Below are 23,226 nucleotides of genomic sequence, written 5' to 3'. Positions count from 1 at the left end.
CAAGGAGCACGCATGACTGACGAACTGGTCCACTACAGCGCCGAGAACGGCGTCGGCACCATCACCCTGGACTCACCGCACAACCGGAACGCGCTGTCACGCCAGCTGATCTCCGAGCTGTTCGAGCGGCTCGAGGAGGCGGCTGCCGACGACGACGTCCGGGTGGTCGTGCTGCGGTCGGCCGACCGGGTCTTCTGCTCCGGGGCGGACCTCTCCGAGGCGGCGTCCGGGTCGATGACCGAGGGAGCGGGCGCACTCGTCGAGCTCCAGCGGAACATCCTCACCTTCCCGAAGCCGATCGTCACCCGGCTCGGTGGTCCGGTCCGAGCCGGTGGCCTGGGCATCGTCGCGTCCAGCGACCTGGTCATCTGCGGCGACGACGTCACCTTCGCCCTCACCGAGTCGCGGTTGGCGCTGGCGCCGGCGGTGATCTCGCTGACGCTGATGCCGCGGCTGACCAGCCGGGCGGCGTACGACGTGTTCCTCTCGGGCCGGACCTTCGACGCCGCCGAGGCCGCCGCGATGGGCCTGGTCACCCGAGCGGTGCCGGCGGCCGAGCTGGACGCGGCGGTCGACGCCGCCTGCGCCGAGCTGCTCAAGGCGCACCCGCAGGGGCTCCGCGAGACCAAGAAGATCCTGTCTCGCGACATGCTCGCCTACCTCGAGCAGCACGCCGACGACATGATCGCGCTCAGCGCCCAGCTGTTCTCCTCCGACGAGGCCAAGGACGCGATGCTCGCGTTCCTGTCGAAGAAGTAGGTCAGCCCCAGGACGCGACCGGGAGCGTCTGCCAGGCCCGGACGAACGCGGACGGGTGCCGGGTCCCGGCCGCGGCGTCCGCCTCGATCCACGGGTGCGCGGCCAGCAGCTCCTCTACCGCGATCCGCGCCTGCAGGCGGGCGAAGTGGCTGCCGATGCAGAAGTGCGGTCCGCTGCTGAACGCCAGGTGCCGGCGTACGTCGCGCCGGACGTCGAGCTCGTCGGCGCCCGAGCCGAACTCGCGGGGGTCCCGGTTGCCCGAGCCGTAGAGCATCATCACCTTCTCCCCGGCGGGGATGGTGACGTCGTGCAGGGTGACGTCGCGCGTGGTGGTGCGCGCCAGACCCTGCACCGAGGACTCCAACCGCAGGAACTCCAGCAGCGCCGGCCCGATCAGTGCCGGGTCGTCGTGCAGCAGCTTGCGCTGGTCGGGTGCGTCCCCGAGCAGCAGCACCGCGTGCGAGATCAGCCCGGCGGTGGTGTCGCTGCCGCCGGCCGTGACGACGAAGCAGAAGCCGAGGATGTCCCAGTCGGTGAGCCGTTCACCGTCGAGCTCGGCGTTGACCAGGGCGCCGATCAGGTCGTCGTCGCTCGGGTTGCGGCGGCGCTCGGCGATCACCTCGGTGAAGTAGCCGAGCAGCTCGGTCACCGCCGTCAGCCCGTCCGCTCCGGCGGACTCGACACCGGCTCCGTTGAGGGTCAGGTCCTGGAGGGCGGTGACCTGCTGCACCCACGGCCCGAACCGGTGCCGGTCGGACTCGGGGACGCCCCAGAGCTCGGAGAGCACGAAGGTCGGCACGGTCGCGGAGTACTCCTGGTGCAGGTCGACCGTCTCGCCGGCGGCGGCGCGTTCACCCATCTCGGCGAGCCGGGCCCGGACGAACGCACGGATGCGGTCCTCCAGGCGGGTCACGTGCTTGGGGGTGAAGCCGCGACCGATCAGGCCGCGGAGCCGGGTGTGCACGGGCGGGTCGAGCATCACCAGGTTCGGCGGCAGGCCGAGCTTGCCGATCTCGTCCCCAAAGAACGTCATGCCCTGGGCCGAGGAGAACGTCTCGGGCTCGCGGACCGCGTTCCAGATGTCCTCGAACCGCGACAACGCCCAGAACCCCGGTGCCCGGTGGTCGGCCGCACGGTGGTGCACCGGATCGCTGTCGCGCAGGACCGCGTACCCCGCGTAGGGGTCGGCGTTGAACGCCGGGTCGAGCGGGTCGTAGAGCATCATCCGGGAATCACCGTTCTAACATTCTTTGTTAATAGGGTTGATCCCTAGTATGGGCAACTGTGGCTCGAGACGCAACGGAAACCCGCGCACGGCTGCTCCGTGCCGGTGAGCAGCGCTTCGCCCGGGACGGTGTCGCCGGAGCGAAGCTGAGCGCCGTGGTGCGCGACGCCGGGCAGCGCAACGACTCCGCGGTCGGCTACCACTTCGGTTCGCGGCAGGGTCTGCTGACCGCGATCGTCGCCAAGCACATGGGGGCGATGGAGGCGCAGCGCGAGGTGCCCGGCGCCGACGACGACCTGGTGGAGGTGGTCCGGCTGATCGTCGCGCCGACCGCAGCGCTGCTCGCGACCGAGGACGGCCGCGACTTCCTGCGGATCATCGAGCAGCTCGCCGGGTGGTCCGGGGTGGGCACCGGGCACCCCAACGAGGTGCTCTCCGGGACGGTGATCGGCGCCCAGCTGGAACGCCTGCACGCGCTGATCGAGCCCCGTCTGGGCACCACGATCGCCCGGGAACGGGGTGCACTGCTGGTGACCTTCCTCACCGCTGCTCTGGCCGAGAGGGCCCGCGCCCGCGAGAACGGCACCCGGCAGCGGCTCGGACACGAACGTTTTGTCGACCACTTGGTGAATGTGCTCAGTGGAGGCCTCTCGGCCTGAAATCATTGCCGGATGGGCCGTTTCACCCCTGCATGGGCCTCCGGACTTCTCGCTGCCTGCGTGCTGCTCGGGCTGGCGTTCGTCTCCGTCGCACCCGCCGAGCAGCCGTCGCACGCCGCGAAGCGCCCTGTCGCCCTGCGTCCGGTGGCTGTCGTGAAGCCGGTGCACGCGCGCGTGGCCACCACGCCGGTGGACGGGAACGCGGCCGTGCGGACCGCCGTCGCCCGGAACGCGAGCAGCGGCTCGTGCCGCGCCGGCCAGATCGCCCTGACCTTCGACGACGGCCCCAACCCCGCCGTGACCGCGAAGCTGGTCCGGACCCTGCTGAAGCTCAAGGTGCCCGCGACCTTCTTCATGATCGGTGAGCACGTCGACGCCCACCCGGCACTGGCCCGGTACGTCGCGAGCCACGGCTTCACGATCGGCAACCACACCTGGAACCACCCGGTGATGACCGACCTGACCGCCAAGCAGATCCGTCACCAGCTGCACGCCACGGCCGCAGCGTTCCGGCACCACCACATCGCGGTGTCGCACCTGATGCGGCCGCCGTACGGGGCCATCAACGGACGGGTCCGCAAGGTCATCCGCGACGCCGGGCTGATCCCGGTGCTGTGGACCATCGACTCCCGCGACTGGGCCGGCGGCGGCTCCTCGACGATCGCCGCGCGGATCCTCGACTCGCTCCGCCCGCACCGGACCAACCTCGTCCTCCAGCACGACGGGGTCGACAACTCCCCGGCGTCGCTCGCGGCCGTCCCGATCGTGGTGAAGCGCGCCCGAGCTCGCGGCTACTGCTTCACGCGCCTGAGCTGGAACGGCGGCGTCGGCGGCGCCGGTGCCCCGAGGACCGCGAAGCGCATCGTCCCGGCCGGCTCCACCGCTACTTCGTCGTCGACGACCGCCGTCCGCGCCGCGGCGGCTCCCACGCGCACCGAGACCAAGGCCGAGCGCCGCGAGCAGGCGCTGCTGTTGTTCACCTCGCGGGCCGCGCTGCGGATGAACCTCTCCGCCTATCTGCGCGACCTGGCCACCAAGGTGCCGTTGCGCCGGCACCACGGTCGCTGATCAGTCGACGACGACCTCGTCGCCGACCACGATGGTCCCGGGTCCCTCGGGGACCAGGTGCACCGCGAACCAGGTCTTCTGGTCCGCGAGCCGGTAGCGGGCCAGTGTGCGGATCGGCTCCTTGGTCGAGCTGAGGTCGGTGGCCGAGATCGTCGTCATCACACAGCGGTCGACCCGTTTGGGCTGTCGGAACCAGACGTCGCCGATGCGCAGCCGTGCCCAGCCGTCCTCGGCGAACGCCTCGGCGCCGTCGACCACGACGTTGGCGCGGAAGCGTCCGATCGGCAGCGGCGCCGGCGGTTCGTCGCCGCGTTCGACGGCGTCCTGCGCGATCCAGTCGTTGAGCTGCCGCAGCGACGACAGCGACGCCAGGGTGACCGGACAGCTGTCCGTGTACGGCGCGTGGTCGCTCGGGAGCGCCCAGTCGCGGTCGAACGTGCGCCGGGTCGGGTCGTCGCACCAGATCAACCGCAGGTCCCGACGTCCGGTGACGTCCCGGATCCAGGTGTTCGCGCTCTCGGCCGCGGGCCGTCCCTGCAGGTCGTTGCTGTGCATCCGCAGGTCGATCAGGTCGGTGTCCGGCTCGACGACGTCGATCGGGTCGAACCCGCGGGCGCGCAGTCGCAGGGGTGCGCCCAGGCCAGGTTCGGTCTCCGGGGTGTCGGCCGTGACCAGGAACAGCTCGCGCAGCTCCCGGGCGCTCACCAGGGTCCCGTCCGCGTCCACCACCATCCAGCGCCGGTCCCCGGCCAGACCCCACGGGTGCACGGTGGCGCGCTCGACCGGGCGGATCGCGGTGCTCTTGACCGGGTGGATGCCCAGCCCGGCGACCCGGGCTATCGCGGGGTCGCTCACGCCAGCCAACCGGCCAGCCGGTCCAGCCCGAGCTCGATCTCGGCTGCCGTGCCGGCGAACGACAACCGCACGAACTCGTGGCCGCGACGGGTGTCGAAGTCGATACCCGGCGCCATGGCCACCCCGGTCTCGGCGAGCAGCCGCTGGCACCAGCCGTAGCTGTCATCGGTGAGGTGGCCGATGTCGGCGTAGACGTAGAAGGCGCCGTCGGCCGGGGCGAGCCGGTCGATGCCGAGACGGGGCAGCCCGTCGAGCAGGATCGAGCGGTTCTGCGCGTAGCGGGCCACGTGGCCGTCGAGCTCGGCGTAGGCGTCGGGGGTGAACGCCGCGAGGGCGGCGTACTGCGAGAGCACCGGCGGGCAGATCGTGAAGTTGCCGGTCAGCACGTCCACCGGACGGCGCAGGTCCTCGGGGACGACCATCCAGCCGAGCCGCCAGCCGGTCATCGAGAAGTACTTCGAGAACGACCCGAAGATGACCCCGGTGCGCGAGGTCTGCCACGCGCTGGACGTCCCGGATTCCGTACTGGTTGGGCTGGCCGAAACCCCGTAGGTGATGCCGTGGTAGATCTCGTCGGAGATCAGCCGGACGCCGTTCTGCTCGCACCACGCAGCCAGCGCGGCCAGCTCCTCGGCCGGGATCATCGTGCCGGTCGGGTTCGCGGGCGAGGCGATCACCAGGCCCGCGACCGGACCGGGCACCGCTTCGAGGAGCTCGACTGTCGGCTGGAACCGGGTCTCGGGACCGCAGTCGATCTCGACGACCTCACAACCCAGCGCGGTGAGCACGTTGCGGTAGCAGGGGTAGCCCGGCCGGGCCATCACCACCCGGTCGCCGGGCGAGAACGCCGCCAGGAAGGCGAGCAGGAAGCCGCCCGAGGACCCGGTGGTCACCACGACGTCATCGGCGCCGACGTCGATGCCGGATGCCGTGCGGTGGTGCTCGGCGATCGCGGTGCGCAGCTCGGGGATGCCGGTGGCCACGCTGTAGCCGAGCAGGTCCTCCTCCAGAAGCCGCACGGCTTCGGCGCGGACGGCCTTGGGCGCCCCGGTCGAGGGCTGGCCGGCGACGAAGTTCACCAGGTCGCCGTGGCTGGCCTGACGCGCCTGGGCGGCAGCGAGCAGGTCCATCACGTGGAAGGGCGGGACGTTGGCCCGCGCCGCGACCTGGAGTCTGCTCACCAGGTCACGGTATCCGGCTCACCGGGAGGCTGCGTGGCGCCCGGCGCGACGGCCGAAGTACGAACCCTCCGCGAGCTGGGTGCCCGAGGCGTAGCTGGCGCCCGTCTGCGCGATGTTCGCGGCGCAGGCACCGGCGGCGTACAGGCCGTCGATCACCGAACCGTCCTCGCGCTGGACCTGGCCGTCGACCGAGCAGCGCATCCCGCCGAGGGTGAAGCCGGCGTACAGGGCCTTGCCCAGGGTCAGGTCGTAGGCGCCCCACGGGCCGTGGTCCTGCGGCGCGATCCAGTCCGGATGCTTGTGGAACTCCGGGTCGTCGCCCTCGTGCGCGTACTTGTTGTAATCGCCGAGGGTCTGCACCAGGTTGCCGGTCGGGATGCCGAGCGCGGCCTCCATCTCCTCCACCGTCTCCCAGCCGTCGATGAACGGGCACAGCGGCATCGTCGGGTGCTCGATGTGGGCCGAGTCGACGATCAGGTACGCGATCTGCTCGGGCTGGTGCATCACGTGGTACGACGTGCGCGAGTGGTAGCTGTCCTCGGCGACGAACCGCTTGCCGTCCTTGTTGACCACGATGCCGGTGACCAGCTGGGACGGCGGGTAGAAGGGCGCGGTGATGAACGGCTCGTCCATGAACTTCAGCTGCGCGCCGACCGACCGGCCCAGGCGCAGGCCCAGCCCGTCGTCGTAGGTGTTGCCCAGCACGAACAGCTTCTCGCCGAGGGCCGGGGTGAACTCCTGGACCATGTCGGGGTTCATCACGAAGCCGCCGGCAGCGACGACCACGGCCTTGGCGGCCAGCACGCCGGTCTCGGAGAACTTCTTCCAGGCGACGCCGAGGACCGCCCCGGACTCGTCGGTGATCAGGTTGGTGGCGCCGGTCTCGTAGCGGACCTCGACGCCGGCCTCCTCGCAGCGCTTCGCCAGCAGGTCCATCACCATCTGGGTGCCGCCGGTGTCGCCCGGGACCGGGACCTTGTGGCCGCGCGGCGCGGGGATCGCGGCGTCGCGGTAGGGGAAGACCTTCTCGTTGCCGGTGAACATCAGGCCCTCGGTGTTGGGCTGGATCACCGCCTTGCCCGGGAAGTAGGACCGCTCGAACTGGAAGCCGAGGGCCTCGACCCAGTCGAAGTGCTCGACGCTGTCGTCGCAGAACGCACGGATCTTGTCCGGCTCCGGGTCCTCGCTGACAGCGATCAGGAACTTGTACATCTCCTCGGCGCTGTCCTCGTGGCCGGTCGCCTGCTGCACGGCGGTGCCGCCGCCGAGGTAGAAGTGGCCACCGGACATCGCGCTGGTGCCGCCGTAGGTCGCGGCCCGCTCGAGGAGCACCACCTTCGCGCCCGCGCGGGCGGCCTCCAGGGCCGCGCAGCCGCCGGCGATGCCGAAGCCGATGACGAGCACGTCGGTCTGCTCGGCACCCTCGGGCAGGGTCGAGGCAGGCAGGACGTCGGGAAGAGCCGTGGTCATGGACCTCAGGGTACGGCCAAACTAGAACAAGTTCTACCCTTCGACAGGCTCAGGGACCGTTTCGGATCTTAGGTAGACTTCGGATTCGTCTACCGCCGAGGTGCCGACATGACACTCGACGTCCACACGCTCAACCAGGGTCTCCTGGCAGGTACTGGCGTGCTGTTGGTAGCGATCGTGGCCGTCCGCGCCTCCGTGCGCGCGGGCCTGCCGAGCCTGCTGCTCTACCTGCTGATCGGAGTCGGCCTCGGCGATGCCGGTCTGGGCGTCAGCTTCTCGGACGCCGAGCTGGCCAACGCGCTGGGTTTCGCTGCCCTCATCATCATCCTGGCCGAGGGCGGTCTGACGACCCACTGGGGCGAGATGCGCCCGGTGATCAAGCTGGGGCTGTCCCTGGCGACGCTGGGCGTCGCGGTCAGCGTCGGGATCGTCGCGCTCGTCGCGCACTTCGCGCTCGGGATGAGCTGGCAGCTCGCCGTCCTGCTGGGCGCGCTCACCTCGCCCACCGACGCGGCTGCGGTGTTCTCGGTGCTGCGCCGGGTGCCGCTCCCGCGCCGGATCAACGCCACCCTCGAGGCAGAGTCCGGCCTCAACGACGCCCCGACGGTCGTCCTGGTGACCCTGGTCAGCGCCAGCGGTCACCACGGTGCCCTGAACTTCCTCGGCGAGGTCGTCTCCGAGCTGCTCATCGGCACGGCCGGCGGCCTGCTCGTGGGTTTCGCCGGCGCCTGGCTGATGCGGCGCGCGGCGCTGCCGTCCTCGGGGCTCTACCCGCTGGCGGTGCTGTCGTTCGCGGTCTTCGCCTACGCGGGAACCGCGACGCTGCACGGCTCCGGGTTCGCCGCGGTGTACGTCGCCGCACTGGTCCTCGGCAACTCCGAGCTGCCGCACCGTGCCGCCACCCGGTCCTTCGCCGAGGGCATGGCGTGGCTCTCCCAGATCGGGCTGTTCGTGATGCTCGGTCTGCTGGTCAGTCCCAGCGGGTTCACCTGGAAGGTCCTCGGCATCGCCGTGGTGGCCGTGCTGGTGCTGACCGTGATCGCGCGGCCGGTCTCGGTGCTCGTCTCCGCACTGGTGCAACCGATCCCGCTGCCCGAGCTCGGCTTCATCAGCTGGGCGGGCCTGCGCGGCGCCGTGCCGATCGTGCTCGCCACCATCCCGCTCTCGGCGGGCGTGCACAAGGCGACCGAGCTGTTCAACGTCGTCTTCGTGCTGGTGGTGATCGACACCCTGATCACGGCGCCGACGCTGCCGTGGGTGGCGCGCGTGCTCAAGGTCGCGCGCCGCAGCGAACCGCGCGACCTCGACGTCGAGGCCGCACCGCTCGAGCGGATCGCGGCCGACCTGCTCATGATCACGATCTCGCCGAAGTCGCTGATGCACGGCGTCGAGGTGGCCGAGCTGCGCCTGCCCAAGGGATCGTCGGTCTCGCTGATCGTGCGCGACGGCAGCACGCTGGTGCCGCAGGACCGGACGTCGCTGCGGCACGGGGACGAGCTGCTGGTCGTGACCACCCGCAAGGGCCGGGAGAAGACGGAGGAGCGGCTGCGCTCGGTCTCGTTGCGTGGCCGGCTGGCGCAGTGGAACGACGACGTCAGCTGAACGCGTCGAGCCCGGTGAGATCGGCCGACCACGCCCACAGGCGCCGGGCCTCGTCGGGGTCGATGGCGTGCGGCATCACGCCGAGTGCCTGACCGGTGACCCGACCCTCCGGATTCGCCACCGGAGTGATCTCGCAGTCCTCGAGGTAGACGCCGCCGAGACCGTCGAGCAGCGGTGAGGTCGCGGCGAGGACCGCGGTCGCAGCGCCGGCCTCGGGAGACTTGAACTCCGGCATCAGCGGCTTGCCGTCGCTGCCGTAGGACAGCAGCTTCTCCACGTCCTCGGACTCGAGGTGACGACCCAGCGGGGTGAGGATCGCCCCCGGGTGCAGCGAGAAGGCGCGGACGTCGTGGTCGGCGCCGCGTCGGTCGAGCTCGACGGCGAACAGCACGTTGGCCGACTTCGACTGCCCGTACGCCAGCCACTTGTCGTACCCGTCGGCGAACCACGGGTCCTCCCAGCGGATCCCGGAGAACTGGTGCCCGCCCGAGGAGATGCTGACCACCCGCGAACCACCGGTGATGAGTGGCCACAGCCGGTTCACCAGGGCGAAGTGGCCGAGGTGGTTGGTCGCGAACTGCAGCTCCCACCCGGGCCCGACGTGCTGCTCGGGGCAGGCCATGATGCCGGCGCTGTCGATGACGATGTCGAGGTGCTGGCCCCCGCGCAGCACCTCGTCGGCATAGGCGGCGACGCTGGCCTGGTCCGCCAGGTCGAGCTCGCCGTGGATCACACCGGGGATGCCCGCGAGCGCCTCGCGAGCCTGCTCGGGGCGCCGGGCCGGGGCGAGCACCGTGGCTCCCGCGCCCGTCAGCGCGCGGACCATCTCGATGCCGATCCCCGAGTAGCCGCCGGTGACCAGGGCTCGCGTGCCGGACAGGTCGATCCCCTCGAGCACCTCGGCCGCGGTGGTGTGCAGGCCGAAGCCCGTGCCGATCGGCTGCTGCGGCGTACGGGTGTAGGTCATGACGGGAAATTCACGTCGAGGGTGACGGGTTCCCACGCGTCGATCGAGGCGCTCATGGCGGCGATCTTCTCGCGCACCGCCTTGAGCACGTCGTGCCCCAGCAGCAGCCGCAGCGGCGGTTCCTCCAGCCCGGCCAGCATGACCACCGCGTCCCCGACCCGGCGCGGATCTCCCGGAAGGTGGTCGGCGAACTGCTTGATCAGGTCCTTGCGCACCGCGACGTCCTCGGCGTACGCGTCGATCGGGTTGCTGGACTCGTGCATCGACCGCTTGGCCCAGTCGGTGCGGAACGCGCCCGGCTCGACCGCGGTCACCTTGATGCCGAACGCGGCGACCTCCTTGGACAGCGCCTCGGTGAGGGCCTCCATCGCGAACTTGGTCGAGGAGTAGAAGGCGTTCGGTGGGTTGGCCACCAGGCCGGTCATCGAGGAGATGTTGATGATGTGGCCGCTGCCCTGGGCGCGCATCCGCGGCAGCGCCTCCTGGATCGCATCGACGACCGAGAAGTAGTTGGTGTCGAAGAGCGCCCGGATCTCGCTGTCCTCGCCCTCCTCGACCGCCGACAGGTAGCCGTAGCCGGCGTTGTTGACGAGCACGTCGATGCCGCCGAAGGCGGCGTCCGCGGCTTCGAACGCCGCCCGGATCTGCGCCTTGTCGGTGACATCCAGCGGCACGGCGACGGCGCGGTCGCGGAAGTCGGCCACGAAGTCCTGCACGGCCTCGACGTTGCGGGCGGTCGCCACGACCTGGTGCCCGGCCTCGAGGGCGACGCGAGCGATCTCGCGGCCGATGCCGGTCGAGCACCCGGTGATCAACCAGCGACTCATGCGAGCACTCCTTCGGGGAGGCGGTTCAGGTAACCGGTCTGACGCACCTCGAGCTGCTCGGCCCGGCCGGCGGCGTCGATCCGCTCGACGTGCGGGAGCTCGGCGTCGAGCCGGTCGAGGTCGATCACCCGGCCGGTCGCGGCCAGGTCCTCGCTGGCTCCGTTCGGCCCGAACTCGGCCATCCGCAGGGTGAGGAAGCCCTCGCGCAGGCCGTCGGAGTCGATCCAGTTGTGCACGCCGGGGTTCTCCGGCGCGATGACGTAGGTGTAGGTGCCGTCCTCGTTCGGCTTCGACTGGGCCTTGTTGAGGCTGCTCGTCGAGCCGTAGATGTTCAGCGTCGTGCCCCAGAGGTTGCCGAGCGGCACCGTGAAGTACTCGGCACCGCCGTCGCTGACGTCGACGACGAACGCCTGGCCCGGCTCGAGGTCGAAGCGGCCGGCGACGTAGACCTGGCCGACCATCGCGCCGTGCTGGTTCGAGTTCCAGGCCAGCGAGAAGTGGTTGGCGGGCGACTTCGACATCCCGTAGGAGAGCTTGCCGGTGAAGTCCGCGAAGTGCGCCATCATGGCCGCGGTCTTCTCGGCCTGCTCGTCGATCGTGAGCGCCGGCCGACCGGTTCTCGAGCCGGTCGAAACCCGCTCGACCGTGATGTGGTTCGGCTCGTCGTGGGTCCAGTCGAGCAGCACGTCGCGGATGTAGAACTCGTGCGCCTCGGGCGTGCTCTGGATGTGGTTCGTGCGGCCGTCCTTGGGCGAGTTGTCGACGGTGATCTCGTAGGTCCCGTCGGCGGCGACCTCCATCCGCCGGCCGTCGACCACGTCGATCGTGCCCATGTGCGCGTTCCAGAGGGTGAAGTAGTTCTCCGTCATCCGGTGCTCGCCGACCCGGCCGCGGATGACGTAGCGCTCCTCGCCGGAGATCGGGATCACCCGGTACACGCTGTCCGGGTTGTCGATGCCCCAGCGGGTGCCAGGGATCCGCTGTCCCTCGACCTCGTGCGCGAGCCGCGTGATGCAGGTGACCTTGGGGCGCAGCGGGTCCTGGTTGCTGGACCACACCGCCGCCGAGAACATCACCTCCTCGTACGCCGCCTCGAAGCGCTCGCGCATCGCCTCGCTCGGCTTGGCGCGCGCGAGCCAGGTCTCGGCGACGTCCCGGTACGCCGCCCGCACGATGGGGTGCTGGACCAGCTCGAGCGCTGCGAGCTCGTGCTCGTGCTGCTCGGCGGTCGCGACGGCGTGGCCGTCGTAGGTGGTGGGCATGGGCGGGACGCTAGCAGCGATCCGGCTAAAATGTCAGTACTGACAAAATGATAGTCTCCCGACGTGACGAAGGCCGAGCGCACCCGCGCAGCACTGCGCGCGACGGCGCTCAAGCACTTCGTGGCTGACGGCTTCGAAGCGGCCAGCGTGCCGGCCATCGCCGCTGAGGCGGGCGTCACCGAGCGCACCTTCTACCGGCACTTCGCCACCAAGGACGAGGTGCTCTTCGCCGACCTGACCGAGGGGCTGGCCTGGTTCCGGCAGGCGATCCGGTCGCGTCCGGTCTCCGAGGACCTGATCAGCTCGGTGCTGGAGTCGCTCGGCTCAGCCCCCACCGACCCCCGGCTCCTGGTGGAGATCGCGCGGCTCCGGCGCGCACTGCTCAGCCCGGAACGGATCGAGCGGGTCTTCCGCGACCGGCAGGCGGCGATGGCTCGCGAGCTGCGCCAGCTGCTCGGAGACCGAGGCGTCGGGGAGCTCGACGCCGCGGTGCGTGCGGAGGCACTCGCCGGCGCGGTCTTCGCGGCCGTCGCGGTGTGGAGCGAGGAACCCGACCCCGACCTGCGGGTGCTCGGCGCCCTCACCGAGCAGGCCCTGGAGAAGGTGCGTCCGCTGCTCGGCTTCCGCGGGCGCCGCTAGCCGCGGAACCGCTGCTCGTACGCGCGGAAACGCTCGCGGATCTGGCCCTCGCTCAGTCCGTAGGTCTCCGGTTGATAGTCCGGCCGCCCTTCCTCGCGCGGCCGTCGTGCCAGCCAGTCGCGCATCGCCTTCTCGGCCGTGCCGTCGAGGTCGAGCCCGAGGGCGGCGTACACGCGCGCGACGGAGCCGATCGGATCGGCGACCGCGTCCTCGAACGCGATGTCGGTGACCAGGCCCGGAGCCTCGAGGTCCCAGCGGTCCCGGGTCGCCAGGGCGCGGTCGTTGGTCCATCCCGTCCGCTCGATCCACTGCGCGCCGACCCGCACCAGGTCGACGTGGTCGGAGTGCATCGCGTGCAGGGTCGCGTTCAGGCTCGCCCCGGAGCCGATCGAGGCGACCGGGTCGCGGTGCAGGTGCACCACGTGCAGGTCCGGGAACCGGGATCGCAGGTCGTCGAGGTAGCCGAGGTGCGCCGGCGTCTTGAGCACCCAGCGCCCGGGCGCCTCGCCGCGCTGCCGCTTCTGCCACTGCAGCAGCTGGAGCATCGCGTGCAGGTGGTCGTAGGCCGGGGTGAAGTCCTGGTCGTTCAACCAGGACCGGTACGTCGGCAGGTGCGCGCCCGACTCCGGAACGTGCGAGAGGAAGGCCTGGTCGAGGAAGACGATCTCCTCCTCCGCCTCGAGCGCGTACATCGGGTGGATCGCGAAGAGGTCCGGCATGAACTGCTGGGTCTGGTCCTGGCGGGTCAGCGCCGCGTCGATGCGGGGGTCCGGGCCGTCCGGGTCCCAGGTCAGCTTCGGGGCGGCTTCGAGGACCTCCCAGCCGTGCGCGCAGGTGAAGCGCGGATCCGCCGCGAGCAGCCGCTGCATCAGCGTGGTGCCGCTGCGCATCATCCCGACCACCACGACCGGAGCCTCGATCTGTTCCTCGGCGATCTCGGGGTGCAGACGCCGCCACTCGGTCGCGCGCAGCCGCATCCGCAGGCTGTGCACCAGGCCGCTGCGGATGATGTGCGCACCGAGCTCGCTCAGCCCGGCGCCCGGGTAGTCGGCCGTCAGCACCTCGAGTGCCCCGGCGTACTCACCCGGTCCGAAGTCCTCCAACGACTCCTTGCGCTGCGCGTCCGCGACCAGCGACGAAGGGGCGAAGTCCGTACCGATGTCCACGCGCGAACCCTAGAGTGCCGCCATGGACAGCGCCCGCCAGATCGAGAACCTGCTCTACACCTACGCCGAGCGGATCGACCTCGGTGACCTCGACGGCGTCGCCGAGCTGTTCACACACGCCACCATCTTCGGGCAGGAGAACGGGCCGCCCGAGACCCAGTTCCACGGCCGCGAGGGCGCGCGCAAGATGTACGGGATGTCGACCCGGCTCTACGAGGACGACGGCACCCCGAAGACCAAGCACATCACCACCAACCCGATCATCGAGGTGGACGACGAGGCCGGCACCGCCCGCTGCCGGTCGTACTACTGCGTCGTCCAGGCGACGCCGGCGCTGCCGTTGCAGCCGATCATCGCCGGCCGGTACCACGACACGTTCCAGGTGATCGACGGTCAGTGGTGGTTCGCGACCCGCACCCTGTTCGTCGACCTGATGGGGGACCTCAGCCAGCACCTGAAGTGGTGATCTCGACCGGGCCCGGTCCGGTGGAGCTCAGCAGCCGCCGACGGTGTGGGTGACGCGGATCGAGCGCGGCGCCTTCGGGTCCAGCTTGTTGAACCGGTCCCCGATGAGCACGTCGACGCCGGGGCCGAGGTCCACCGAGGTCACCACGACGGACACGTGCGGCCCCAGAGCCTCCGCGACGAGCGTGGCGTCGGGGTGGTCCTTCTTCGTGGTGTGCACGACGGCGCCGTGCAGCTTGGTGCCCTTGGGGGCGTTCCCGACCGCGCCGGGGTTGAACCCGGCTGACTCGAGCCGGTCGAGGGTGACCCCGGCCCGGCCCTGCCGCTTGCCGGCGTTGTAGACGCTCACGGTCACGTCCGACCGCTTGATCGTGCGGTGGGTGGAGCCGCAGGAGCTGGTGTCGGTGCCGGAGCTGTCGTCGCCCTCGAACGGAGCGGTCAGCGCGTTCATCCCCCACATCGCCATGACCAGGACGGCCAGCGCCGCGGCCGCCAGCGAGAGCGGCGCGGTCAGGCGCGGGTTCACGCGTGACTCATTCGTGAACCTCGTGAACCCGGGCGTGGACGACGTGCCGCTGCTGGAGCGCCGCACGGAGCGCGCGGTGCAGCCCGTCCTCGAGGTAGAGCTCGTCGCGCCACTGCACGACGTGGGCGAACAGGTCGCCGAAGAAGGTGGAGTCCTCGTCGAGCAGAGCAGCGAGCTGGAGGGTGTCCTTGGTGGTCACCAGCTCGTCCAGGCGCACCGGGCGCGGCGGCAGCGCAGCCCAGTCCTGAGGCCCGAGAGCGTGGGCCGGGTACGGGCGCCCGTCACCGATGCGCTTGAAGATCACAAGTCGAGGCTACCGAAGAGGGTGGTTAGGCTCCTGCCATGGCAGACGAGAACCCGTCCGGGGACGCTGCAGGAGACCTCGCCGCGACCGTTGCCGCCGGCTACCAGTTCGACGGTCCGGCCCTCGAGCTCGGTGCGCTGATGCTCGACGCCGACCACCTCTCCGACGTCCACGTCCGCATCCCGCTGGGGATGCTCAACCGGCACGGCCTGGTGGCCGGCGCGACCGGAACCGGCAAGACCAAGACGCTCCAGCTGATGGCCGAGCAGCTCAGCGCGGCGGGCGTCCCGGTCTTCGCCGCCGACATCAAGGGCGACCTGTCCGGCCTGTCTACCTTCGGGGCGGAGAACGAGAAGCTGACCGCGCGCACGGCCTCGGTCGGGCAGACCTGGAAGGCCACCGCGTTCCCGGTCGAGTTCTTCGCGCTCGGTGGCGACGGCACCGGGATCCCGCTGCGCGTCACGATGTCGGCGTTCGGTCCGACCCTGCTGGCCAAGGTGCTCGGCCTCAACGAGACCCAGGAGTCGTCGCTCGGGCTGATCTTCCACTACGCCGACACGGCGGGACTGCCGCTGCTCGACCTCGCCGACCTCCGCGAGGTGATCAAGTACCTGGTCTCCGACGAGGGCAAGGCCGCCCTCAAGGACCTCGGGGGGCTGTCCTCGGCGACCGCGGGCGTGATCCTGCGCGAGCTGATCGCGTTCTCCGACCAGGGCGCCGACGCGTTCTTCGGCGAACCCGAGTTCGAGACCGGCGACTTCCTGCGCACGACGCCGTCCGGCAAGGGCCTGATCTCGCTCGTCGAGCTGCCCACGCTGGTGGAGAAGCCGGCGATCTTCTCGACGTTCCTGATGTGGCTGCTGGCCGACCTCTTCCACGACCTGCCCGAGGTCGGCGATGTCGACAAGCCGAAGCTGGTGTTCTTCTTCGACGAGGCGCACCTGCTGTTCCACGACGCCTCGCCCGCGTTCCTGGACTCGATCGCGCAGACCGTCCGGCTGATCCGCTCCAAGGGGGTCGGGGTCTTCTTCGTGACCCAGTCGCCGACCGACGTCCCGGACGAGGTGCTCGCCCAGATCGGCTCGCGGGTCCAGCACCAGCTGCGCGCCCACACGCCGAACGACGCCAAGGCGCTCAAGGCGACGGTGAACACCTACCCCACCAGCGGGTACGCCGACCTGGGGGAGGTGATCACCACGCTCGGCATCGGCGAGGCGGTGATCACCGTGATGAACGAGAAGGGTGCGCCCACGCCGGTCGCCTGGACGCGCCTGCGGGCACCGGAATCGCTGATGGGTGCGGCGGACGCGGGGGCGATGCAGAAGACGGTCGAGTCCTCGGCCCTGCACGCCAAGTACGCCACGGCCGTCGATCGTGAGTCCGCCCGCGAGATCCTGGCGGGCAAGCTCGAGGCCGGCGCCGCGAAGGCTCAGGCCGAGCGGACCGCGGCTCCGGCCCCGACGCCGAAGGCCTCGAAGGCCCCGGCTCCTCGCCGTACGGCGAAGAAGGAGAAGGGCGTGGTCGAGGAGGTGGTCACCTCGACGGCCTTCAAGCAGGTGATGCGCACCGCGGCCCGGGAGATCGTCCGGGGGATGTTCAAGACCGGTCGCCGCTGAACGTCACTGTTCCGTCACATCGGGCCATGGCCCGCTCCGAGCCCCCGGAGTGACGATGGTCCGGCGAGGAGTTCTCGCCACGAGGGGAGCAGTGATGAGTGTTGTTGTGACAGTGCGAGTCTCGGGAGACCCCAGGGCCGTCGAGGCCTTCGACGCGGCCACGCTCCAGGGCGTCGCCGACCGCGGAAAGGCCGCCGGCGCGATCCGGCACCGGTTCTTCACCAACGGCGGCGAGGTGCTCGTCATCGACGAGTGGCCGGACCGGGAGTCGTTCCAGGCGTTCTTCGAGTCCGAGACCGACATCGCGAACGTGATGGCGGCCGCGGGCGCGACCAGCCCGCCCACGATCGAGTTCTGGGACCGGATGGACGTCTCGGAATCCATCAACTGGGACTGATCCCACACTCTATTGACACAAGTTCAATAACCCACGACGGTGGTCCCATGACGACCTCCTTCGTGACGACGACCGACGGGCTGCGGCTAGCCGTGCACGAGTTCGGGCGCCCGGACGCGCCCACGATCGTGGCGGTGCACGGCTTCCCGGACAGCCACCACGTCTGGGACGGGATCGCCGCCGAGCTCGGCGACCGGTTCCGCGTGATCGCCTACGACGTTCGCGGCGCCGGCGAGTCCGACAAGCCGCGCGGACGCAAGGCCTATCACCAGGACCAGCTCACCGCTGACCTGCTCGCGGTGCTCGACGCGGTCAGCCCGAGCGAGCCGGTGCACCTGCTGGCCCACGACTGGGGCTCGATGCAATCCTGGGACGCGGTCTCGACGCCGGATCTCGCTCCCCGGTTCGCCAGCTTCACCTCGATCTCCGGGCCGTCGCTCGCCTACGCGTCGCGCTGGTTGCGCGGCCGGGGCCACCTCGGTGCCAGCGTGCGCCAGGTGCTGACCTCGACGTACATGGCGGTGTTCCAGCTCCCGGTGCTGCCGGAGCTGGCGGCCCGCGCCGGCGTGATCCGACGTGGGGCCGAGAAGGTCGGCGGCTACGACCCGCACCGCGGGCTCGCCGAGACCTCGAACGGCGTCAACATCTACCGGGCGAACGTGCTGCGCCAGTTGTTCTCCGACGAGCCGCGGCGGACCCTGGTCCCGACGCTGGTGCTCGTGCCGCGCGAGGACGCGTTCTCCTCGCCGCCGGTCGCCAGCAACGCACCGGTGGGCTGGGTCGACGACCTGACCGTGCGCGAGGTCGACGGCGGCCACTGGGTCGTCGTGCGGGATCCGGCCACGATCGCGGCCGAGGTCGCCGCCTTCGTCGAGGCGCACCTCCCGGTGGCGGGCAAGCGGAAGGCGCGGCGTTGAGCTATCCGAAGATCGACCTGCGCAACGCCGTCGTCGCGATCACCGGAGGAGCCCAGGGCATCGGCCGGGCGACCGCGGAGGCCTTCGTGGCGCGCGGCGCCCGGGTCGCGATCGGCGACCTCGACGTCGAGCTGGCCGGCAAGACGGCCGCTGACCTGGGAGCGTTCGCCTTCCCGCTCGACGTGACCGACCGCGATGCCTACGCGGGCTTCGTCGCCGCCGTCGAGAACCAGCTGGGACCGATCGACGTGCTGGTGAGCAACGCCGGGATCATGCCGAACGGAGGCTTCCTGGAGCTCGACGAGAAGCTCGACCGGGCGACGATGGAGATCAACGTCTTCGGCGTGCTGCACGGGATGCGGCTGGTGCTGCCGGGAATGCTCGAGCGCGGTCGCGGTCACGTGGTCAACGTCGCCTCGCTCGCCGGCAAGTTCCCGGTGCCGGGCCTCGCCGTTTACAACGCGAGCAAGTTCGCGGTGGTCGGGCTGACCGCGGCGGCGCGGCTGGAGTACGCCGCACGCGGCGTGAGCCTGACCGCGGTGCTGCCCTCGGCGGTCGACACCGCACTGGCCTCCGGGCTCGACATGAAGCCGATCCCGAAGGTGCAGCCGGCCGACATCGCCGATGCGGTCGTCGCGTCGGTGAGCAGTCGCAAGGCCGAGATCGCCGTGCCGGGATACGTGGGCGCCCTGGCCGACGCGGCCGCGATCACGCCGGAGCCTGCACTGCGCCTGATCCGTCGGCTGATGCGTGACGACCGGGCGCTCAGGTCCGACTCCCCGGAGCGGGCGGCGTACCGGGCCCGCCTGAACGGCTAACCCTGCTGCTCGTCGAGCCAGGTCAGCCAGTCCGGTCCGCGCAGCAGTGCTGCGTCGTCGGGCAGCATCGACCCGCCGGCCATGCTCGGCGGTCCCGGCACGGCGACGACCTCGAGGTCCTCGCCGCTGCGGCGGACCAGTTCACGGACCTGGTCGACGAGCTGCTCGACCTTCGGCCCGGCGAGCTCGGTGTCCCCGGTGCGGGCCCCGGTCGCGAGGTCCAGGAGCAGGCGGACGATCTCGGCGGTGGCGACCGGCTGGGTGGGGACGTCGATGATCGACGTCGTGCTCCCGGAGCGGTTCCAGCCGAGCATCTGGCCGGCGAACTCGTGGAACTGGGTGGCACGCAGGACGACGGGCTCGGGGGAGTACCTGCGGTGCGCGTTCTCCTGGGCGACCTTGGCCACGTAGTACCCGTAGTCGGGCGACTTGTCGGCGCCGACGATCGAGAGTGCCACCGTGCGGGGGACGCCGACGCGGTGTGCTGACTCGCCGAGGTTCCGGGCGACGGTCTCGAAGAACGTGCTCGCCTCGGCCTCGTCGAGGGTCGGGCTCTGGGTCACGTCCACCACGACGTCGGCCCCAGTGAGGGCGGCGTCCAGGCCGTCCCCGGTCAGCAGGTCGAACCCGGTCTCGCGGGCGATGGCGACGACCTCGTGCCCCTCGCCCGCGGCGAGCTGGGAGAGCTTGCTCCCGATCAGGCCGGTGGCTCCGGCGACTGCGATACGCATCCCTGTCTCCTAACGTGGATAAGTTCTGTCCGAGATAGTGTCACACAACGTGGATACTTGTCATCCGGGTATATTTCCGGCCATGAAGATGTCCGCCGGCGTCGAGTGGGGCGTGCACTGCTGCGTGGTGCTCAGCCAGGCCCAGGAACCGGTCCCCGCGGCGCGGCTCGCCGAGTTCCACGGGATCTCGCGCACGTATCTCGCCAAGAACCTCCAGCAGCTCTCGCGGGCCGGGCTCGTCCGGGCGACCGAGGGTCGCGACGGCGGATACGAGCTCACCCGCGCAGCGAGCTCGATCACCGTGCTCGACGTGGTCCAGGCGATCGACGGCGACCAGCCGGCGTTCCGGTGCACCGAGATCCGTCAGCGCGGACCGCTGGCGAGTCCGCCGGAGGAGTGCACGCGACCCTGCGGGGTGGCGCGGGTGATGGCCAAGGCCGAGCAGGCCTGGCGCAGCTCGTTGCGCGAGGTCAGCGTGGCCGACCTGGCCGTGACGGTCGACAAGGACAGCGGCCGCACCGCGCTGACAGCGCTGCGCGGTTGGCTGGCCGAGGGCTGACTCTGCTGTCCGGAAAGGGTGAAGCCCGGTCCGCCCCACGCGGACCGGGCTTCCTTTCTGGGTGCGTCTAGAGGTTGACCCGGACGGTGTTCGTCTTCTCGGCGGGCAGCTCGGCGATGAAGCCGTAGGTGGCCGCGGCGCGGGCGGACTCGGTCGCCGTGCGCTGGGTCGGGACGACCGGCGCGGTGGCCTGGTCGGGAGTGGCGGAGTGGGTCAGGATCTGGGCGTCCGGGCCGACGACCGGGACCAGGCTGCGGGAGGCCTCAGCGATGAGGACGGCGCAGCCGACCGCGATCAGCACGAGCACCAGAGCGATGACCAGCATTTCCTTGCCTCCCAGAATCTTCGTCTCGCCGTGACCCCCGTCTGGCGAAGTACTGCGGTCAACGAGCGCGGTGTGACCCGGGTTACGGGCAATCTGAGAAAAATGTCTGGTTTCTGGGTCCCTAGTTGGAACCTGTTCCACTCCTCGTCACCTGGATCGGCCGACCGTTAGCCTTCGGCGCGTGGACGAACCGACCCCGGACATCGCCTTCCACGGCGGACCGGAGAAGATCGCCGCGCTGGCCCGCGAGGCGGAGGAGCGCGGTCACGTGGGCGGGCTGTTCGTGGCCGAGGCTGCCCACGACCCGTTCATCGCCCTGACCATGGCCAGCACCGCCACCGAGCGGATCGAGCTGGGCACCTCGATCGCCGTGGCGTTCGCCCGTACGCCGATGGAGCTGGCCTACTCGGCGTACGACCTGCAGCGGCTCACCGGCGGTCGGTTCGTGCTGGGCCTGGGTTCGCAGATCAAGCCGCACATCACCCGGCGCTACGCGATGCCCTGGTCGGACCCGGCCGGGCGGATGCGCGAGTACGTCGAGGCGCTGCGTGCGATCTTCGCCAGCTGGCAGACGGGCGAGCCGCTGGCGTTCGCCGGGGAGCACTACCAGCACACGCTGATGCCGCCGCTGTTCTCACCCGGCCCGCTGGAGGTGGCCAGTCCCCGCATCTGGCTGGCAGCGGTCGGCCCACGGATGGTCGAGGCGGCCGGCAGCGTGGCAGACGGGATCATCTGCCACCCGTTGCTGTCGCGCTCCTACCTGGAGCACGTCCTCGCGCCGGGCATCGCGTCAGCCCGGGCCGGCTCCGGGCGCGACGGTGCCTTCGAGTTCTCGACGCTCGTGATGGTCGCGACCGGTCGCACCGAGGAGTCGCTGCGTGAGGCGACCCGGGGCGTGCGCCAGCAGATCGGCTTCTACGCCTCCACCCCGGCGTACGCGCCGGTGCTGGAGCACCACGGCTGGGCCGACCTGCACACCGAGGCGCACGCCTTGACCAAGCAGGACCGCTGGTCCGAGCTCGCCGACCTGGTCGACGACGAGGTGCTCGCTGCGTTCGCGGTCGTCGGGGAACTGGCCGAGGTCGGTCCGGCCTTCCGGGCCCGGTTCGCCGGGCTCGCCGAGCGGGTCACCGTCTCGATGCCGTACGACGCCGACGACCTGCTCGCCCTCGACATCGTCGCGGCCGGGGCGCTCTGACTCAGCGGCCGACGCGGAACCGCACCGGGATCACGCGGGCGTCGAACTCGTCGGTACGCACCGTCACCTCGGCCGTCCAGCTCCCGGCCTTCGGGAGGACCGACTCGGAGTGGTAGGTGCCGGGCAGGTGCTCGGTCAGGGCCAGGCCGGTGAGTCGGACGTCCCCGTGCACGAGGGTCAGCGTCGGTGCGGCGTAGGGGGTCAGGGCGGAGCCGGCGCCGTCGGTCAGGGACACGGACACGGCATTGCTGCCGACCCGTGCCGGGTCGAGCTCCAGGGTCACCGTGATGCCGTCGGCCGTGGCCGTCGCCCGGGGCGTGGGGGCGGTGGACGCGGAGGTGTTCTGCGGGCGCTCCGGCGTGCGATCGACGAGCACCCCGGTCACGGCCAGGACGCCGACGAGGACCAGCCCCTCGATGCGGACCGCGCGCCGCAGCCGGTCGACCGCAGGGCCGGCTCCGGTTGCTCCGCTGCCGACCTCCCGGCGCAACCGTGGGAGCAGCCGCCAGCGGTTGATCGCGGCCAGCACGACCACCACCGCAACCAATGCGAGCTTGACCAGCAGGGTCTGGCCGAAGGAGGTGTCGACGAAGCCGTGCCACGACCGCAGGATCCGCCAGGTCAGCAGGGTGCCGGAGGCCCCGACGGCGACCAGCAGCCCGGTCGCGACCATCGAGAAGCGGTCGACGGTCCGCAGTGCTGTCTCGGGTTCGGCGCGCAGCCGTCGCAGCACCAGCGCGAGCCCGACCAGGCCGCCGAACCACACCGAGCCGGCCAGCACGTGCAGCACGTCCGAGGTGATCACCATCGGCGCCGGGCCCGAGCTGCGGCTGTGGCCGACGAGCGCCAGCGACCCGAGCGCTACGGCGCCGGCGGCGAGCGGGAGCACCGCCTGGATCCGGCCGCGGGCCGACCTGGTCACGGCCAGGGCGAGACCGAGCATCGCGAGGATCGCCGCTACCGGCTCGGGGTCGCTCAGGTCGATCTCCCAGGACCGGGCCTCGAACAGCGCGGAGAGCCGATCTCCGCGCTGGTTGATCGTGGTGAGCGGGAGCACCAGCAGCGACGCAGCGATGCCGACGTCCGCTGCGCGACGCGCCACCCGCAGCAGGGCGTCGCGGGCAGAGCCTGTACCCACCGACGCGGGGAGAAGCAGCTGGCGGAAGACGACCAGGCCGATGGCGAGGAACATCGCGAGGTACACCAGCGCCTGCACCGCACCGAGTGCGAGCTGCAGGCTCGGCGAGGTCGGGGACACCAGCGTTGGCGCGGTGACCTTCGGGCTCGGTGCGCCGACCGAGAACGTCAGGGCGCCGGCGACCGGGTGACCGTCGGCCGAGATCACCCGCCACGCCAACGTGTAGGTGCCCGTGGCCACGGCCCCCGGGAGATCGACCACGACACGGTGGTCGATCGCCCGGGCCGTGGTCGCGAGCTCTGCGCCCTCGGCGGTGAAGAGGTGCACGGCCGAGGTGACCACCCGGATCGGTTCGTTGAACCGCAACGTGGCCTCGCCCGGTGCGGTCGGGACGACGGCGCCCTGGGCAGGGTCGCTCCCGAGCAGCTCGGTGTGTGCGCTCGCCGGACCGGCCCCCAGCACCAGTCCGAAGAGCGCCAGCACCAGGGCAGCCACCAGCCGGGCCGGAGCGCGTCGGCAGGGCGGCAGCTGCGCCGGGTTGCTCACCGGGTT

The 23,226-nt window shown here is 70.9% G+C and carries 25 protein-coding genes; 12 read left to right on the top strand and 13 right to left on the bottom strand.

The annotated features are described in order from the left end of the window. The first annotated feature begins 12 nt into the window (after positions 1-12). The gene (locus tag EFL95_RS03100; protein WP_123232556.1) at positions 13-759 is read left to right on the top strand and encodes an enoyl-CoA hydratase-related protein; all 747 of its coding nucleotides are present in this window, start codon (positions 13-15) and stop codon (positions 757-759) included. A 1-nt stretch (position 760) separates the two neighbouring features. Here EFL95_RS03100 and EFL95_RS03095 read toward each other — a convergent pair whose 3' ends face one another. Next, complete coding sequence (locus EFL95_RS03095) at positions 761-1,984, bottom strand: cytochrome P450 (protein ID WP_123232555.1); 1,224 nt, start codon at positions 1,982-1,984, stop codon at positions 761-763. A 59-nt stretch (positions 1,985-2,043) separates the two neighbouring features. On the opposite strand from EFL95_RS03095, the gene EFL95_RS03090 reads away from it, so the two are divergent. After that, complete coding sequence (locus EFL95_RS03090) at positions 2,044-2,643, top strand: TetR/AcrR family transcriptional regulator (RefSeq protein ID WP_221176294.1); 600 nt, start codon at positions 2,044-2,046, stop codon at positions 2,641-2,643. Positions 2,644-2,655: 12 nt separating this feature from the next. Beyond that, positions 2,656-3,711: a polysaccharide deacetylase family protein gene (locus EFL95_RS03085; RefSeq protein WP_123232554.1), complete on the top strand. Its 1,056-nt coding sequence runs from the start codon at positions 2,656-2,658 to the stop codon at positions 3,709-3,711. Here EFL95_RS03085 and EFL95_RS03080 read toward each other — a convergent pair whose 3' ends face one another. Genes EFL95_RS03080 through EFL95_RS03070 form a run of 3 tightly spaced genes read right to left on the bottom strand, consistent with a single transcriptional unit; the run spans position 3,712 to position 7,217 of the window. After that, complete coding sequence (locus EFL95_RS03080; RefSeq protein ID WP_183406994.1) at positions 3,712-4,566, bottom strand: MOSC domain-containing protein; 855 nt, start codon at positions 4,564-4,566, stop codon at positions 3,712-3,714. Continuing rightward, complete coding sequence (locus EFL95_RS03075) at positions 4,563-5,747, bottom strand: pyridoxal phosphate-dependent aminotransferase (RefSeq protein ID WP_246004773.1); 1,185 nt, start codon at positions 5,745-5,747, stop codon at positions 4,563-4,565. The genes EFL95_RS03080 and EFL95_RS03075 overlap by 4 nt, the downstream gene beginning before the upstream one ends. A gap of 18 nt (positions 5,748-5,765) precedes the next feature. Then, positions 5,766-7,217, bottom strand: a complete 1,452-nt coding sequence (locus EFL95_RS03070; RefSeq protein ID WP_123232552.1) for an FAD-binding protein — start codon at positions 7,215-7,217, stop codon at positions 5,766-5,768. Positions 7,218-7,325: 108 nt separating this feature from the next. Between EFL95_RS03070 and EFL95_RS03065 the strand changes: the two genes are divergently transcribed. Next, positions 7,326-8,819, top strand: a complete 1,494-nt coding sequence (locus tag EFL95_RS03065; protein WP_123232551.1) for a potassium/proton antiporter — start codon at positions 7,326-7,328, stop codon at positions 8,817-8,819. Here EFL95_RS03065 and EFL95_RS03060 read toward each other — a convergent pair. The 3 genes from EFL95_RS03060 to EFL95_RS03050 are packed head-to-tail and all read right to left on the bottom strand — an operon-like array spanning position 8,812 to position 11,875. After that, positions 8,812-9,786, bottom strand: a complete 975-nt coding sequence (locus EFL95_RS03060) for an oxidoreductase (RefSeq protein ID WP_123232550.1) — start codon at positions 9,784-9,786, stop codon at positions 8,812-8,814. The two genes, EFL95_RS03065 and EFL95_RS03060, sit on opposite strands and share 8 nt — an antisense overlap. Next, positions 9,783-10,613, bottom strand: a complete 831-nt coding sequence (locus tag EFL95_RS03055) for an oxidoreductase (protein ID WP_123232549.1) — start codon at positions 10,611-10,613, stop codon at positions 9,783-9,785. Before EFL95_RS03055 ends, EFL95_RS03060 begins: the two co-directional genes overlap by 4 nt. Then, positions 10,610-11,875 carry a DUF1214 domain-containing protein gene (locus EFL95_RS03050; protein WP_123232548.1) on the bottom strand — a complete coding sequence of 422 codons (1,266 nt, stop codon included), beginning with the start codon at positions 11,873-11,875 and terminating at the stop codon, positions 10,610-10,612. The genes EFL95_RS03055 and EFL95_RS03050 overlap by 4 nt, the downstream gene beginning before the upstream one ends. 63 nt (positions 11,876-11,938) lie before the next feature. On the opposite strand from EFL95_RS03050, the gene EFL95_RS03045 reads away from it, so the two are divergent. Then, positions 11,939-12,514, top strand: a complete 576-nt coding sequence (locus tag EFL95_RS03045; RefSeq protein ID WP_123232547.1) for a TetR/AcrR family transcriptional regulator — start codon at positions 11,939-11,941, stop codon at positions 12,512-12,514. On the opposite strand, the gene EFL95_RS03040 is transcribed toward EFL95_RS03045, so the two are convergent. Next, positions 12,511-13,680 (bottom strand): sulfotransferase family protein, encoded by a 1,170-nt coding sequence (locus EFL95_RS03040; RefSeq protein WP_123232546.1) that lies wholly within the window; start codon positions 13,678-13,680, stop codon positions 12,511-12,513. The two genes, EFL95_RS03045 and EFL95_RS03040, sit on opposite strands and share 4 nt — an antisense overlap. 22 nt (positions 13,681-13,702) lie before the next feature. Between EFL95_RS03040 and EFL95_RS03035 the strand changes: the two genes are divergently transcribed. Beyond that, complete coding sequence (locus EFL95_RS03035; RefSeq protein ID WP_123232545.1) at positions 13,703-14,146, top strand: nuclear transport factor 2 family protein; 444 nt, start codon at positions 13,703-13,705, stop codon at positions 14,144-14,146. Between the two features lie 27 nt (positions 14,147-14,173). On the opposite strand, the gene EFL95_RS03030 is transcribed toward EFL95_RS03035, so the two are convergent. Together EFL95_RS03030 and EFL95_RS03025 are read right to left on the bottom strand one after the other, a co-directional pair. Continuing rightward, positions 14,174-14,671 (bottom strand): LytR C-terminal domain-containing protein, encoded by a 498-nt coding sequence (locus EFL95_RS03030; protein ID WP_123232544.1) that lies wholly within the window; start codon positions 14,669-14,671, stop codon positions 14,174-14,176. 7 nt (positions 14,672-14,678) lie between these two features. Beyond that, complete coding sequence (locus EFL95_RS03025) at positions 14,679-14,975, bottom strand: type II toxin-antitoxin system VapB family antitoxin (protein WP_123232543.1); 297 nt, start codon at positions 14,973-14,975, stop codon at positions 14,679-14,681. Positions 14,976-15,013: 38 nt separating this feature from the next. Between EFL95_RS03025 and EFL95_RS03020 the strand changes: the two genes are divergently transcribed. From EFL95_RS03020 to EFL95_RS03005, 4 genes are all read left to right on the top strand, one after another. Then, entirely contained in the window at positions 15,014-16,591 is a 1,578-nt protein-coding gene (locus EFL95_RS03020) for a helicase HerA-like domain-containing protein (protein WP_123232542.1), read from the top strand. A 106-nt stretch (positions 16,592-16,697) separates the two neighbouring features. Next, positions 16,698-16,988, top strand: a complete 291-nt coding sequence (locus tag EFL95_RS03015; protein ID WP_148044951.1) for a hypothetical protein — start codon at positions 16,698-16,700, stop codon at positions 16,986-16,988. A 47-nt stretch (positions 16,989-17,035) separates the two neighbouring features. Beyond that, complete coding sequence (locus EFL95_RS03010; RefSeq protein WP_123232540.1) at positions 17,036-17,905, top strand: alpha/beta fold hydrolase; 870 nt, start codon at positions 17,036-17,038, stop codon at positions 17,903-17,905. Further along, positions 17,902-18,723 carry an SDR family oxidoreductase gene (locus EFL95_RS03005; protein ID WP_123232539.1) on the top strand — a complete coding sequence of 274 codons (822 nt, stop codon included), beginning with the start codon at positions 17,902-17,904 and terminating at the stop codon, positions 18,721-18,723. Before EFL95_RS03010 ends, EFL95_RS03005 begins: the two co-directional genes overlap by 4 nt. Here EFL95_RS03005 and EFL95_RS03000 read toward each other — a convergent pair. Further along, positions 18,720-19,454, bottom strand: a complete 735-nt coding sequence (locus EFL95_RS03000; protein ID WP_123232538.1) for an SDR family oxidoreductase — start codon at positions 19,452-19,454, stop codon at positions 18,720-18,722. The two genes, EFL95_RS03005 and EFL95_RS03000, sit on opposite strands and share 4 nt — an antisense overlap. Positions 19,455-19,536: 82 nt before the next feature. On the opposite strand from EFL95_RS03000, the gene EFL95_RS02995 reads away from it, so the two are divergent. Then, the gene (locus EFL95_RS02995; protein ID WP_123232537.1) at positions 19,537-20,013 is read left to right on the top strand and encodes an RrF2 family transcriptional regulator; all 477 of its coding nucleotides are present in this window, start codon (positions 19,537-19,539) and stop codon (positions 20,011-20,013) included. A gap of 67 nt (positions 20,014-20,080) precedes the next feature. Here the strand turns inward: EFL95_RS02995 and EFL95_RS02990 are convergent, their stop codons facing one another. Beyond that, positions 20,081-20,338, bottom strand: a complete 258-nt coding sequence (locus EFL95_RS02990; RefSeq protein WP_123232536.1) for a hypothetical protein — start codon at positions 20,336-20,338, stop codon at positions 20,081-20,083. 181 nt (positions 20,339-20,519) lie between these two features. Between EFL95_RS02990 and EFL95_RS02985 the strand changes: the two genes are divergently transcribed. After that, positions 20,520-21,536, top strand: a complete 1,017-nt coding sequence (locus tag EFL95_RS02985) for a TIGR03617 family F420-dependent LLM class oxidoreductase (protein ID WP_123232535.1) — start codon at positions 20,520-20,522, stop codon at positions 21,534-21,536. A 1-nt stretch (position 21,537) separates the two neighbouring features. Here EFL95_RS02985 and EFL95_RS02980 read toward each other — a convergent pair whose 3' ends face one another. After that, positions 21,538-23,220, bottom strand: coding sequence for a copper resistance CopC/CopD family protein (locus EFL95_RS02980; RefSeq protein WP_123232534.1), 1,683 nt, complete (start codon positions 23,218-23,220; stop codon positions 21,538-21,540). Between the last annotated feature and the right edge of the window lie 6 nt (positions 23,221-23,226).

The sequence above is a fragment of the Nocardioides marmorisolisilvae genome, from assembly GCF_003725775.1.
GTDB classification, from domain to species: Bacteria; Actinomycetota; Actinomycetes; order Propionibacteriales; family Nocardioidaceae; genus Marmoricola; species Marmoricola marmorisolisilvae.
The sequence above is the reverse complement of the archived record's forward strand: the minus strand, read 5'-3'. Positions and strand labels throughout refer to the sequence as shown.

Bases quoted from the DNA above. Each gene is read 5' to 3' on its own strand.
- EFL95_RS03035 (WP_123232545.1), top strand. From the start codon at position 13,703: ATGGACAGCGCCCGCCAGATCGAGAACCTGCTCTACACCTACGCCGAG.
- EFL95_RS03010 (WP_123232540.1), top strand. From the start codon at position 17,036: ATGACGACCTCCTTCGTGACGACGACCGACGGGCTGCGGCTAGCCGTG.
- EFL95_RS03100 (WP_123232556.1), top strand. From the start codon at position 13: ATGACTGACGAACTGGTCCACTACAGCGCCGAGAACGGCGTCGGCACC.
- EFL95_RS03085 (WP_123232554.1), top strand. From the start codon at position 2,656: ATGGGCCGTTTCACCCCTGCATGGGCCTCCGGACTTCTCGCTGCCTGC.
- EFL95_RS03070 (WP_123232552.1), bottom strand. From the start codon at position 7,217: ATGACCACGGCTCTTCCCGACGTCCTGCCTGCCTCGACCCTGCCCGAG.
- EFL95_RS02990 (WP_123232536.1), bottom strand. From the start codon at position 20,338: ATGCTGGTCATCGCTCTGGTGCTCGTGCTGATCGCGGTCGGCTGCGCC.
- EFL95_RS03050 (WP_123232548.1), bottom strand. From the start codon at position 11,875: ATGCCCACCACCTACGACGGCCACGCCGTCGCGACCGCCGAGCAGCAC.
- EFL95_RS03060 (WP_123232550.1), bottom strand. From the start codon at position 9,786: ATGACCTACACCCGTACGCCGCAGCAGCCGATCGGCACGGGCTTCGGC.
- EFL95_RS03000 (WP_123232538.1), bottom strand. From the start codon at position 19,454: ATGCGTATCGCAGTCGCCGGAGCCACCGGCCTGATCGGGAGCAAGCTC.
- EFL95_RS02995 (WP_123232537.1), top strand. From the start codon at position 19,537: ATGAAGATGTCCGCCGGCGTCGAGTGGGGCGTGCACTGCTGCGTGGTG.
- EFL95_RS03095 (WP_123232555.1), bottom strand. From the start codon at position 1,984: ATGATGCTCTACGACCCGCTCGACCCGGCGTTCAACGCCGACCCCTAC.
- EFL95_RS03055 (WP_123232549.1), bottom strand. From the start codon at position 10,613: ATGAGTCGCTGGTTGATCACCGGGTGCTCGACCGGCATCGGCCGCGAG.
- EFL95_RS03020 (WP_123232542.1), top strand. From the start codon at position 15,014: ATGGCAGACGAGAACCCGTCCGGGGACGCTGCAGGAGACCTCGCCGCG.
- EFL95_RS03065 (WP_123232551.1), top strand. From the start codon at position 7,326: ATGACACTCGACGTCCACACGCTCAACCAGGGTCTCCTGGCAGGTACT.